The organism is Desulfitibacter alkalitolerans DSM 16504 (assembly GCF_000620305.1).
GTDB classification, from domain to species: Bacteria; Bacillota; DSM-16504; order Desulfitibacterales; family Desulfitibacteraceae; genus Desulfitibacter; species Desulfitibacter alkalitolerans.
In genome coordinates, this window is sequence record NZ_KK211102.1 from 333,271 (window position 1) to 345,613 (window position 12,343).

Sequence of the window (12,343 nt, forward strand, 5' to 3'; positions counted from 1 at the left end):
GGACCGCGATTTCCTGTGGGGATAGGCAACATCCGTCTAACTGCCGATAAGCTGCATGAATAGATGTCGGTATTCGTCCTTCATCAACTCATTTAGCATTTTTACCTGATCCGGATTGAAGCTGTACTCGGTAATCATGTCCGTATAGGATCTGGAGGTTATATTGATATGCAGGGTGGTTTCGGTGGTGGTGATGGTTTCGGTGGTTTCATTGCCATCCTCGTCAGTGGTAGTTACGGTTTCCTCATGTACAATAGTTTCTATCCAATAGTCGATTTTGTTCATATCCCAAAAGACGTCCCGCAGGATGCCCACCTTGGCATCGTCGAGGGTGGTAACCTCCATGCCGTTTTCCGGATCGACGGTTACTTTTACCGCATAGACCGCCAAGATTTCCCGCCACTGGCTTGCGGAGATGCTATTGCTACCGGACAGCTCCAGGGTGTCATGTGGATTTTCATTTTCTATCTGTTCTATTTTTGCCGCAAATTCATTGTTAAGCTGATTGACCACCTCCGACATAACCGGAGTGTTCCCGCCGGGGCTTTCATTGGAATAGAATATTCCGAATGCTGAGCCTAATAAAAGCCCCGCAAGACATATCACAAGAATAATCGTCACTGCTATCCAGCCGCCAGCGGCAATCAAGGCGGTCAGGCCCTTGGCTGCCGCGATGATCGCCTTTATAGCAGACAGCATTGCCTTAACTGCTGTCTTTGCAGAAACAGCCGCCGCTTTTGCCGCTAATCGTGCAGTCTGGGCCGCTCTTTGAGCAGCCTGTGCGGTTTTGGCGGCGGTTTTTGCTGCTGCCTGTGAGGTTTTAACAGCAGCTTTAGCAGTATGCTCGGCGGTTTTAACCGATCTTTGCGTTGATTTAATCGTACCTTTAGCGGCTTCTTTTAGGGTTTTGCCGCCAGTTTCGACAGATTGCTTTATGGTGCGTCCTATTTTACCGGAGGTGTGGAGGGTTTGTGCCGCTGCTTTCCTGGCTGGTTGAAAAAGGGGACGTTGAGCAGGTATTCGCTCGGATATCTGTTGTGATTGTATTTGACCGATATTTTGATTTGCCATCCGGATTTCAATGGTTTGAGAAAATCGCTGTTTCGCTCTGCTTAGAACGAACCTGCGTTTTGCTAATTCGCTTGGTCTGGACAGGGTAACTTTCCGTTTTATGGTTTCCTTTGCCTTGGATGGGATAGCATTGTGTTTTGCCGCCTGCTTTGCTCCGGGTTGGGAAACGTTCTGATTTACTGCTTCCTTTGCTTTGACCGAAGTTGTGTTCAGTTCCGTTGCCGGTTTTGTTTTAGTCTGGACAACATCCCTGTGTGCTGATTCCTTCACTTCACTTGTGGGGGTCTGCCGCACATTCTCACCGTTTGAATCGTGGTAACGAGGAGCATCTGCATCCGGAGCGCGACGGTCCTTTATTTTTTCAACTGCCTTTTTGCCGTAGTTTCCTGCGGTATGTCCGGTTTCCTGGATAACAACTTTTGCACCCTCATGGATGTTATTCCCGGCATCATCCACATAGTTGCCGTTATCGTTATGTCCGAGATGTTCTGCTTGGTCTTTGGTGCGGATATAGGCATTTTTCATCCTGCGGGACACGTCTGTCGTCTTATCCAGTGCCTTAATATCCTTTAGGGTTTGTTTGGTTTTGATCTCTTTCACCGCGCGCGCCTCCTTTCAAAATTTTGCTGATTTTACCGTTCCATTGCGGATTGACGGATGGTGCACTCCATGCTTCGGCAATATTCGGGATAGCGCAGACGGATAGCCTCAAAAAAGTACGGTGCAAAGCCGCAGTCAAACAACTCATAGGGTGTGGAACGGTTTTCTTTTCCTTCCTCCGTAAAGCCGTTCCAGAGGTTAAAGGCCAAGCGGCACAGGCGGCGCGTACTGCCCGTCTGCCACGGGTCCGAAAGACCATCCGGGTTAATCCCGCCGTTTTTGAAGTCAAAGAGTGATCGAATATTGTGTCTTGTCTCAGCACAAATTCCCATCGCATAGAAAAATGCCCGATGATAGGCGTCGTCATTGCGGGTTTTAATAAGCATTTCGCAATAAAAAGCCTTATGCTCCTTACTTGCAAACCGTATGGTTTCCATTGTGTTTTCCTCCTTCATAAGATAGATGAACGGCTGACCGAAGGTACGGCCAGCCGTTTGCATGTATAAGGTTCTGTCAGATTTGGGCCTGTTCGCCCGGCTTGGTGGTCATCAGGTTATAGAGCTTGGTATTGCGCGGGAATTGATCGGTAAAGGGCACAAGGGAACTGCCCACCTTAATCAGACCGTTCCCCGCATCCACGTTGGTGATGTAGGAAAGCTGAAGGTCGGAAATGTTCAGGAGCTTGGCAAGCTCCATTCTGTCCGTGGAAGCCTGGTTGAGCATGACAATAAACTCGCTGTTTGCCAACATGGTGCGGGCCGTATGGCTCTGCAGAAGATCGTCCACGTTTTGAGTGATTCCCGTACAAAAAGCGCCGTACTTTCGGACACGCTTCCAGAGCGTGAACAGGAAGTTGGCGCTGTACTCATGCTGGAACAGCAGATAGATTTCATCAATGATAATGAAGGTGTTTTTGCCTTTCGCACGGTTCTGTGTAATACGGTTCAAGATGCTGTCCAGAACCACCAGCATCCCGATGGGAAGGAGCTGCTTGCCCAGGTCAAGGATGTCATAGCAAATCAGGCGGTTGTTGACATCCACGTTGGTAGGCTTGGCAAAGGTGTTCAGGCTGCCGCTGGTAAACAGCTCGATAGCAAGGGCGATTTCCTGTGCTTCCGGTTCCGACTGTTTCAGCAGCTCCGCATGAAAGTCCTGCAAGGTTGGCAGCTTATCACGGTAATTGCTTTGCAGATACGTCCGGTAGACGCTGGCAGTGCAGCGGTCAATTAAAGATTTCTGCTTTGCACCCAGGTTGTGTCCTCCGATTAACTGCTCGCACAAGGAAAGGACAAATTCGGATTTGAGGATGACTGGGTTTGCGCCGTCGCCGTAGTCTTTGCTCATATCCATTGCGTTAATGTGATTCGGAGAGGTTGCCGAGATATGGATAATTTCGCCGCCCATCGCCTTGACAAGCGATGAGTATTCGCGCTCCGGGTCAATCAGGATGATGTCGTCATCGCTGGAAAGAATTTGATTGACGATTTCCCTCTTGGCGGTAAAGCTCTTACCGGAGCCGGAAACACCTAAAATAAAGGAGTTTCCGTTGAGCAGGTGCTTACGGTTGGCAATGATCATGTTTTTACTGATAACGTTTTGACCATAGTAGATACCACCACTGTGGGAAATCTCCTGCGCCCGGAACGGGATAAATACTGCCGTGCTTTCTGTAGTCAGTGTACGGATGGCGTCAATTTTCCGCAGGCCAAAGGGCAACACTGTGTTCAGTCCGTCCATTTGTTGGAATGTCAGGGTAGAAAATTGGCAAAGATGCTTTCGAGCGTTGGTAAGCAGGGTTTCTGTATCGCTGTCAAGCTGCTCTTTGCTGTCTGCTATATGCACCATCGTCAAAACGGCAAACATCATCCTTTGGTCGCGGGTGGTCAGGTCGTCGAGAAATTCCTTGCTTTCCTTGCGCTGCTGCTCCATGTCGTAAGGCACAACAGCAGAAAAGTTGTTGCTTTGATTCTGCCGCCTCTGCCAATTTGTAATGTTGGTTTCCACACCGAGTAGCCGGTTTTCCACTTCCCGCACGGCTTCATCGGTTGGAATAGGGATAATGTCAAGCGATAACATCATATTGCGGTTCAGGTCGCAAAGCTCGGATACCATGCTGTCCTTAATGTAGCTGGCATACTCCCGTAGGAAAATGACGCGTCCGAATATGTTTCCCATGCGGAAGTGGTCTTTTTCAAATTCAAAGGTATCGGGACAAATGTAGTCCTTGAAATCGTGCCCCTTTCTCATGGTGTCGGACAGGTCAAAATGAAAGTCCGTTTCTTCTCCGGCTCGGAAAAAATCGTGCAGGATTCGCAGGCGGTCGGTCGCGTCCAGTTCCACACACTTTGATCCCAGGTGGGAAAAATGGGTAATCAAGTCGGTGCTAATACGGGAAAAGTAGTTCCTTGCTTCCTCAATATTTTTCTTCATTACTGATACGGTGACATACTTATCCTGCACAATGCTGTTTGCGCCTGTGGCTTTATCCAAAAGCATCCGGTTATATTCTCTGCGGTACTCGTCCAGCCTGTCATCTTTTAACGGGATCAGAATGGAGCTTTCAAAGTCGGCTTTATTCAGTCTGCGGTTGTTGATGGTGATTTTGGTGGTTGCTCCGCTGTCAAAGGAATTTAAAAGCTCCGAATAGGACAAAAACATTGCTTCCTTGTCTTCTTTGGATGCTACCGCATAGTTTATATCCTCAAAGCGATAGGATTTGGAAAATTTGTTGCCCACGCGAAAAATCCCATCCGGCCAGATAGCGCTGATGGGAATTGCCTGTTGGACACCTTTGGGCACAATAAACCGTTCCTTGTCCTGCTTCATGATTTTTTGCAGGGTCTTAATCATGGCGTTTTAATTCCTCCTTTTCATGATTTGCAATAACGTTTTTGAGCGCTTCAAAGTAAATGTTGGTCGGATAAAAGGTCAGTTTTTTAGGCATGAGAAATTCCGATTTGATATACGCCCATAGAAACTGCTCTGCCGTCATACCGTGGTACTTGATAAAGCCGAGCGCCGCGAAGGGGGCAGCTCCCAAAATGCACATCCAGCTTACGGTTTCCGTGCCGAAGTAACTCCGCAGACCTAAGTAGATGCCCACGGCTATCCCAACGGCAAGAACAGAAAAAATGAACTGCCGTAGAGACAGTCCAAAAAACATGCTTTCGGTATAATCCCGGATTTCCCGGTTAATCTTGACTTCCAAAACTCAATCACCTCCAAATAAAAATAGCGCCTCATATCTAACTAAGCGCTATTGGATTGCTTGATTTATCGTTCCCGCTGTTTATTTCGGTGTCGTTCCTTCTCCATCTGTATTTTTACTATCAATTCATCAACCTTGCGGTTCTGAGCCATAAATGCTTCATCCTGTGTGAGAGGGATACCGCTTTCCAAGGCTTTATCCGCAAGCCTGTTAAGTTTTTCTTTCTCTTTTTCCAGTTCGTTATTGTAATTTTCATGTTTCAAACTAAAACCCCCTTTTGCTTTATTCACGTAGAAGAATCCTAATCTTAACGATATACCGTTAGTATAAGTCACCTCTATGTCTATTTCAACGGTATTCCGTTAAACATATAGAGTATAAATTGATATTCTTTGATTAACGGAATAACGTTTAGAGGTGATACAATGAATATTTCTCAAGCAGTAACCAAACGCATTGAAGGATTGTGCAGGGAACGGAATCTGACAATCAACGCTCTCAGTAACATTTCAGGCGTCACACAATCGACTGTAAATGATATAGTAAGCGGCACAACCTATAATGCGGGGATTGCCACTATTAAAAAGCTGTGCGACGGACTGGGAATCAGTGTTCGAGATTTTTTTGATTGCGACTTGTTCTCCAATCTGGAGCAGGAGATAAAATAGTCTGTAATTGGGACAGTCTTCCATTTCTCTTTTACATATGTGATAATGGAAATATACAGACTGCATGGAAAGGAGTGTCCATTATGCCAATTGCAGCAATTATTTCACTTTGCATTACGGCGGGATTGCTCATTCTCTCTTTTATATTTAAAGTAGCCGGAAAAATCCGGCTGACGATTCCCATTCTTTGCTTCCTACTGTTCAGCACCGTGCTGAACAAGTGGGCAGGAGAACATGAGACTTTAGCATTCATCATTCTTTTCTCGCTGCTTGGCTTGACCATGTTAAGCTGGATTGTGTCGCTTATAAAGGCGATACGACGCAAACGTGATGAGAAATACCTTGAAGATGATGCCGCATGGCAAATCCGACGGGCAAGAGAGATGGGCGTACCTCTTGACAAAATTCAGTTTAACGAGCATGGGAATTTGCTTGATCCAAGAACAGGGGAGCCTGTTGTTTATGGGGAGGGTGTTCAGTTCAAGGATATATGAGGATACGGACTGTAATACCCGATCTCCCTTATAATCCCATCATCTCCCGCACCACCCGGTCGGCCATTTTTACCGCACCCACCAGGACCAGCATATTGAAAATAAGTTCCCCTACATAAGACCATACCATTGTGACGGCGCTGGCGCTGGTATCCACCACCGGCGGGGAGGAAGCAAAGACGGAAAAGATAACGCAGGCAAGAACGATAATCGCCCCCTCCAGGCATACAGCAGCATAACCTTTTAGAAAGGCTTTGCCGATGCTTTGGCTCGGTTCTCCGGCAAAGGAGGCCAGAGGCACGGGGGCGATGGCCGTGTATAAATACAATTTGAAAAACCGCCCGTATACCGACATAATCATAATGAAGGACAATACTGTAATGAACAGTCCGCCGATGAGCGTTACCGCCCATAACGGGATACTCTCCCAAAAGCTGCAATTCTCAATGGCCTGCACGATGGTGTCTGGTAAAACAGATTCGGTTGTTGTGCCAAAGCCTGCGCTGCTCATGATGGTGGAGATAATCCCCTGCGCGATGTCGAACAGCGCCATCATCAGCTCCAGCCCGTAGGTTACAACGGCTTTTGCTAATGCAAAGCGAATAAACAGCTTCAATGCGTGTTCTGGCTTTTTGACTTCTGCAAAACTGCCGCAGGTCTTGACCACGCCGATAACGAAAAACAGTACCAGCAGGGCAAGGCCGATGGCCTGCAGCGCACCGTGGATATTTACAATGACGTTCCAGATACCGCCACCCTTAAATTCCGTGGGGGATTGGGTTACAAGCTGCCAAATCTCTGCAAGTTTTTCGTTCCATGTTTGAAGGGCGTTATTTAAATTGTCGATTACCCAATTACCGCTTGACATAGCAGAACCACCTCCTTGAAAAGATTTGGGGAACAGGCTTTTACCGTCCTGTTCCCCTTAAATTTGAGGCGCATCATCAGCCTGTAATGAGATTTAAAATCTCTTTGGCAAAGGTAATAATTACACCGCCTGCAAGGGTCAGGAAACCGTTTGCCCTCTGAGACGGGTCGTGGGATTTGAGGGACAGGCCGATCTGCACGATGCCGAAGCCTAAGAGGATCATCCCGATGGCGCGGATCAGTCCGAAAATAAAATCAGACAGGTTGTTAACGACAGTCAGCGGATCATTTGCGGCGTAGGCCGGTGCGGCAAAGAGAGTAACAATTAGTACCAATGCGCAGTAGATGGCAAAAGTCATCTTGGTTCTCTTGGACATTTTCATAAGATCATACCTCCATATATTGTTTTTCAGTATTGCATTAAGGTTTCGAGTTCATCCTCAGAGAGAAGCTCGTAATCGCTCTCTTCGTTCAATAGCACAGTTTTCCAGTCCAGGGCACTTTCTACACCTCCGTGTCGGAAGGGTTCACCGTTGCCATCAACGGTCAGTTTCAGATTGGGGTGTTTGAGAATATCGTATTTGTCGTCCATCACTGCCCGTTCTCCCCGGATGAACAGCAGGGCATAACGGTTGTCCAGCATCCTTACCTCGTCGGGGGTGAGAAGCTCCCGACCGGACTGCTGATAATTGGTGGAATAACTACCGTTTCTGCCCTTGCTCAGCCCATAAGTATTAGTGTCGATAGTTTCTTTGCCTAAAAGCTCCGACACATATTTGTGGGTGGATTGCTCGTTGCCGCCAAGGTACAGAAATTCGTCGCAGTTTCCGACGATAGACTCCCATGTGTCCTTAAACAGGGCTTTTAATTGCGCCAGGTTTTGCAGGATAATAGAAACCGATATTTCGCGGGACCGCATGGTGGAAAGCAGCTTGTCAAATTCATCCGGCAAGGCGACGTTAGAAAATTCGTCCATGACAAAATGGACATGGATGGGCAAGCGTCCTGCATGATGATAATCGGCAAGATACATAAGGCTTTGGAAAAGCTGTGTGTAGAGCATTCCAACGATAAAATTGAAACTGCTGTCATTATCGGGGATTACAGCAAAGAGCGCCGTTTTGCGTTCTCCGATGGAAGGTAACTCCAATTCATCTGTGGTGGTAATTCCGGCGATGGAAGCAAGATTAAATTTTTCCAGTCTCACACCCAGACTAATAAGGATGCTTTTGGCAGTCTTGCCTGCCGCCAGCTTGAAGATGTTGTACTGCTTGACCGCCAAATGCTCCGGCTCGCGCATTTCCAGCCGTTCAAACAGTTCATCCAGGGGGCTTTGATAGGTTTCGTCATCCTCCCGGACTTCGGCGGCGGCAATCATTTCCATGACCATCGGGAAATTTTGCTCCTCCGGTGGCGCTTCATAGAGCAGGTAGAGAATCAATGCTTCCAGTAGCGCGGTTTCGGAGCGCTCCCAAAAGGGGTCATTGGTGTTGGAGCCTTTAGGAGTAGTGTTTCTAATCAGGTTTGTTACCAGCTTTAACACATCCTTATCATCCTGCAGATAGGCAAAGGGGTTGTAGCAATGAGACAGGTGCATGTTGATTAAATCCAGCACCTTGATTTCATAGCCTTTGGTTTTGAGCAGGTTTCCTGTGTCCCGTAGGATTTCTCCTTTCGGGTCGAGGACGACAAAAGAGGTGTTGGCCTGCATGACGTTGGGTTTTGCGTAAAATCTCGTCTTGCCGGAACCGGAGCCTCCTACCACCAGCACATTCAGGTTCCGTTTGTGCTTCCTTCCGTCCAGGCCGATGCGGACATTCTGTGTCAGGATTTTGTTTCTCTGCGGGTCTTTGTCCCGGTATTTCTTGCAGACAGCCGCAGCGCCGCCCCAGCGAGCGCTGCCGTGTTCCTCTCTTCGCCGGTAATTGCGTTTGGTGGAAAGATAAATCCCGATGCCCAGACAATAGGCGGTGACAAATAGTAGGATGCACTTTAACGAATCGTCCACCCATTGGATATGAAACGGGTTGTTTATCGCCGCCGTGAGATTGGCAAGGATTTCGGGAAGTCCCCCCGACAGGGAAGGTGCGGTAAGCAAAGCCGCCCATACCACCGGAATTAAAAAAACCGCAAAGAGTATCAAGGTACTTCTTACGGTTTCAGCGCGCTTCATCATGGTTTCTTCGTTTTACTTTTTTGGTTGGGGCGTCGATAGTTTTGAGAAGAAGCTCATCCACGGCATCGGTGGGTCGTTCTTCTTTAATCAAGTCGTTGCGCATTTCGTTCAAAGCGTTTACGACAACGCCGTATTCGTAATCGTCCAGAGTAAGCACCCTTTCTTCTTCCTTCATTGGCAATCCCTCCTATCGTTCCGGCTCCTGCCGTTTTTGCTGTCTTTGCTGCGCCAGCATCCGATTCATCCTGCCGGAAATTTCACCGGCAGCTTCGCGGATGACGGAAAGCTCGGCGCGGATCTCCTGTGCGTCTAAGCCCTCCAGCATTTGTGGAGCACGGTCAAAACGATAGCCGTTTGTGTCCACGCCATACTGTTTGCAGAGCATATAGGACACGCAATAAGCGTGGAAGGCATGAGTAGAACGGTTGTAGCTTCCGTCTCCATTATCTATTTCCGCGTGAGCAAGCTCCTGGGAAAGGGCACGGAAAATATTGTTTGCGTCCATGCCCTTTCGGACTAGGATTTCCCTTGCTTCCGGATGGTACAAAGCGTTTGTGCCTTCCTGCAGGGTATCGCTGATAAGGATCGGCACGGGTGCATGGTCCATCAGCGCTTTGATACGGGTGCGGTCATCGGGATAGGTCGGTGTTTCCCGTTTGCGGCTGTTCCCGGTCTGTGCAATATCGAACATCTTTTTGGGGTTGTAGCTTATGCCGGTGGTGCCGTCATCGCGCTGGTACTCCTCGCCTGGCTCCAAGATGTAGAAGCCGCTTTCCTTTTTGCGGATATAGGCACCTTGCTCCTTCCAGGTGTCAAAGTCCGCAATGCGGGTGGCATCTGGCTTCTGTGCAAGGATCAACAGTGCGTTGGCTACGCTGTAGCGGTCAAAACGGCTTTGCACATCCAGGTACTTCTGGAAGGCAGCGCCATCTTGCGCCACGGTTAGTGCTGTATCGTCGATCATGGCGTAAACCGTTTCCCGCTGTTCCTGCTTTTGCTGTTTCCATGCCTCCTTGTCAAAAGGCTGGTCGTTTCGGGAAGCAGGCTGTTCGTTTTCCTGCCGGAAAAGATCATCGAAACTACTCATAAAACTTACCTCGCTTTCGATTTTGGTTTTTTGGATTTGTTTTGCTGTCTGCTGGGTTTGACATTCTGTTTTGTGGTTTTTGGCTGTTCTCTGGCAGGCTCCCGCTTGGGCTGTGCCGCTTGTTCCTTTTGAGCGGCCTTAATTTCCCATAATTCTTGGCGAACGGATCTCCTTGGCGGCTCAATAGCACCCTCGGCGGCTTTCCCGCTGCGCTCTGAGGTAGGCTCGGACGGATGGGATTTCTCCATCGTTGCCGTCGTGGGGTTTGGGTTGTCGGGCTGCTCCTTTACCGGCTCCAGCTGTTCGGGCTTTGCCATGAGTTCGTCCAGAAAATCATCTGCACTTTTTTTAGCGGGCGTTTCTTTTTCGGCAGGAGCTTTTTCATCGGCTGCTTTTTCTGCTTGCTTGGCGGCTCTGGATTTTTCAATTTCGCTCTTAATGCTTGCCGTATCCACGGTGGCCAGCTTGAAGCGTTCCACAATACGGTTGATTTTGGAGGCATCCTCGGTCCGTACCATGATGTCGCACATGCCGTCCGTATCATTCTTGTCACGGAGGGCGCAATAGAGGACGCCGTAGCGTTTGGCCTCCTGAGTGAATTTCTTTAGGTCTTCGTTCTTGACCGCAAAGACTTTCAGTTCCTTGCCGCTGCGCAAAAGTGCTTCCAGACGGGTTTTTCCCTTAGTCTTTTTTTGGTCTTTCAAAACGGCATAGAGATAAGTGGCAAGGTTTTTTGCTCCCTCTCCGGAGATTTTAGCCATCACCTCAATCCCTTTAAGACTCATATTGACGATTTGGTCCGCTGCGTCGGCTCCGCTGTTCATATGCTTTTTCCTCCTTTCTTTGCTGGATTTCTTCCTGTTGTACTTGAAGCAGTTTCTGCTTCATTTCTTCAGAACGGGACAGGATGCCCGCACATAGCTTCACCTCCTTCCGGAGCAGGGACAGCTTTTTCGAAAGTCCGGCGATCTGTTCCTTATATGCCGTCATCTGTTCATCATCTTTGCATCGGCGGATTCGGCTGTAAAGAGATTTCCGGGTGTCGTACAAGCCCGCCATTTCCTGCTCCAGGCTGTTTCGAAATGTGAGAAGCTGCTCTTTGTTTTCAATGCGGTGTGTACAGAGCAGCTTGGTTTGAGCGGTGATTTCTTCCATGTGCCGGATATCCTCGCGCAATAAAAAATGCGTCCGTTTATTGGACGCGCGGTGCTTGGGCAAGATGCCCATTTTGTAAAGGTAGTGAAAATAGAGCGCTTGCAAGCCAGTAAGCTTTTTTACTTTTTTCAGGCTTGCACCGCCTCGGATAGTATAACGTTTTTTCTGGGGTTCGGGCAGGACTTGTGGCCGCTTCGGAGTGCGGTTTTGCAGGATGCGCTGCTTAATGGCTTCTTCGGTGTAATCGTCTCCCAAGGTTTTCAAGCGGACAAAACGCTCCTTTCCAGGAGGACGCACTGCCATGTATTTTACGCCGGTTTTTACCTCATAGCCCTGCTTGCGTAAAGCAGCGATAAACTGTGTGAAGGTCATCGACGCAGCAATCACTTTGTCTACATCCTCACGAATAAGGCCCCGCCAGGTGGGTTTGTCTTCCTGCTCGGCTTTCCATTCGGCGTAATGCCTGGATTTGCCTTTTTGCGGGTTTTCGATAACGTATAAGGAGTATTCCCGGCACAGACGGTCAGAGGTCTGCCGCATGAGGGAATAGGTGGCATTGTTGTCGTAATACCGCTTGCCGTCCGTAAAGGATACGGAATTGAGGACAAAATGATTATGAAGATGATGCTTGTCAAGATGAGTGGAAACAATCACCTCAAAACGTTCGCCCCACAGTTCCTGCGCCAGTTTCACACCGATGGCGTGGGCAGTTTCCGGCGTAGCTTCTCCCGGAACAAAAGACTGGTAGCCGTGGAAGGCGAGAATGCCGTCTGTTTTTTGGAATTGGAGCTTTGTCCGCGACATTTGTTCACAGGCGGTGGTCGGGTCACAATTGATGCCGGTCACATAGAATTGCTTTTCGATCTTGGTATCCTGCTGTGTGTATGCTAAGACATTTTGCAAGCCTCGAAAGTCAGGACTGGAAAAGTCAAGGTTCTCTGTCTTTTGAGGGTTGGTAGCGTAGTCAATTACCCGGTCAAGGCGGTCGGTTACATCCCATATCGCTGTGGTTGCCAT

At 48.6% G+C, this 12,343-nt stretch carries 14 protein-coding genes; 2 read left to right on the forward strand and 12 right to left on the reverse strand.

The window, feature by feature from the left end; genetic code table 11:
• Nucleotides 1–36 precede the first annotated feature (36 nt).
• The 5 genes from K364_RS25815 to K364_RS0115945 form a co-directional block, all read right to left on the reverse strand.
• Nucleotides 37–1,671: a hypothetical protein gene (locus K364_RS25815; protein ID WP_051534141.1), complete on the reverse strand. Its 1,635-nt coding sequence runs from the start codon at nucleotides 1,669–1,671 to the stop codon at nucleotides 37–39.
• 32 nt (nucleotides 1,672–1,703) lie between these two features.
• Nucleotides 1,704–2,108 carry a DUF6075 family protein gene (locus K364_RS0115930; RefSeq protein WP_028308837.1) on the reverse strand — a complete coding sequence of 135 codons (405 nt, stop codon included), beginning with the start codon at nucleotides 2,106–2,108 and terminating at the stop codon, nucleotides 1,704–1,706.
• A 76-nt stretch (nucleotides 2,109–2,184) separates the two neighbouring features.
• Nucleotides 2,185–4,521, reverse strand: a complete 2,337-nt coding sequence (locus K364_RS0115935) for a VirB4-like conjugal transfer ATPase, CD1110 family (RefSeq protein WP_028308838.1) — start codon at nucleotides 4,519–4,521, stop codon at nucleotides 2,185–2,187.
• On the reverse strand, nucleotides 4,514–4,879 hold the full coding sequence (locus tag K364_RS0115940) for a PrgI family protein (RefSeq protein ID WP_028308839.1): 366 nt from the start codon (nucleotides 4,877–4,879) through the stop codon (nucleotides 4,514–4,516). The genes K364_RS0115935 and K364_RS0115940 overlap by 8 nt, the downstream gene beginning before the upstream one ends.
• Before the next feature lie 65 nt (nucleotides 4,880–4,944).
• The gene (locus K364_RS0115945; RefSeq protein WP_028308840.1) at nucleotides 4,945–5,142 is read right to left on the reverse strand and encodes a hypothetical protein; all 198 of its coding nucleotides are present in this window, start codon (nucleotides 5,140–5,142) and stop codon (nucleotides 4,945–4,947) included.
• A 162-nt stretch (nucleotides 5,143–5,304) separates the two neighbouring features.
• On the opposite strand from K364_RS0115945, the gene K364_RS0115950 reads away from it, so the two are divergent.
• Together K364_RS0115950 and K364_RS24500 are read left to right on the forward strand one after the other, a co-directional pair.
• A complete protein-coding gene (locus K364_RS0115950) occupies nucleotides 5,305–5,547 on the forward strand; it encodes a helix-turn-helix domain-containing protein (RefSeq protein ID WP_028308841.1) in 243 nt (80 codons plus the stop codon).
• Between the two features lie 83 nt (nucleotides 5,548–5,630).
• On the forward strand, nucleotides 5,631–6,041 hold the full coding sequence (locus tag K364_RS24500; protein ID WP_207640875.1) for a hypothetical protein: 411 nt from the start codon (nucleotides 5,631–5,633) through the stop codon (nucleotides 6,039–6,041).
• A gap of 28 nt (nucleotides 6,042–6,069) precedes the next feature.
• Here K364_RS24500 and K364_RS0115960 read toward each other — a convergent pair whose 3' ends face one another.
• The 7 genes from K364_RS0115960 to K364_RS0115990 all read right to left on the reverse strand — a co-directional run bounded on the left by K364_RS0115960 (nucleotide 6,070) and on the right by K364_RS0115990 (nucleotide 12,343).
• Nucleotides 6,070–6,909: a VirB6/TrbL-like conjugal transfer protein, CD1112 family gene (locus K364_RS0115960; protein WP_028308842.1), complete on the reverse strand. Its 840-nt coding sequence runs from the start codon at nucleotides 6,907–6,909 to the stop codon at nucleotides 6,070–6,072.
• Nucleotides 6,910–6,985: 76 nt separating this feature from the next.
• Complete coding sequence (locus K364_RS0115965) at nucleotides 6,986–7,291, reverse strand: TrbC/VirB2 family protein (protein ID WP_051534142.1); 306 nt, start codon at nucleotides 7,289–7,291, stop codon at nucleotides 6,986–6,988.
• Nucleotides 7,292–7,317: 26 nt separating this feature from the next.
• Nucleotides 7,318–9,081: a VirD4-like conjugal transfer protein, CD1115 family gene (locus tag K364_RS0115970; RefSeq protein ID WP_028308844.1), complete on the reverse strand. Its 1,764-nt coding sequence runs from the start codon at nucleotides 9,079–9,081 to the stop codon at nucleotides 7,318–7,320.
• A complete protein-coding gene (locus K364_RS0115975; protein ID WP_028308845.1) occupies nucleotides 9,068–9,259 on the reverse strand; it encodes a hypothetical protein in 192 nt (63 codons plus the stop codon). Before K364_RS0115975 ends, K364_RS0115970 begins: the two co-directional genes overlap by 14 nt.
• 12 nt (nucleotides 9,260–9,271) lie before the next feature.
• Complete coding sequence (locus tag K364_RS0115980) at nucleotides 9,272–10,171, reverse strand: ArdC-like ssDNA-binding domain-containing protein (RefSeq protein ID WP_028308846.1); 900 nt, start codon at nucleotides 10,169–10,171, stop codon at nucleotides 9,272–9,274.
• Nucleotides 10,172–10,176: 5 nt separating this feature from the next.
• Nucleotides 10,177–10,995, reverse strand: coding sequence for a PcfB family protein (locus tag K364_RS0115985; protein ID WP_028308847.1), 819 nt, complete (start codon nucleotides 10,993–10,995; stop codon nucleotides 10,177–10,179).
• Complete coding sequence (locus K364_RS0115990) at nucleotides 10,946–12,343, reverse strand: relaxase/mobilization nuclease domain-containing protein (protein ID WP_028308848.1); 1,398 nt, start codon at nucleotides 12,341–12,343, stop codon at nucleotides 10,946–10,948. The genes K364_RS0115985 and K364_RS0115990 overlap by 50 nt, the downstream gene beginning before the upstream one ends.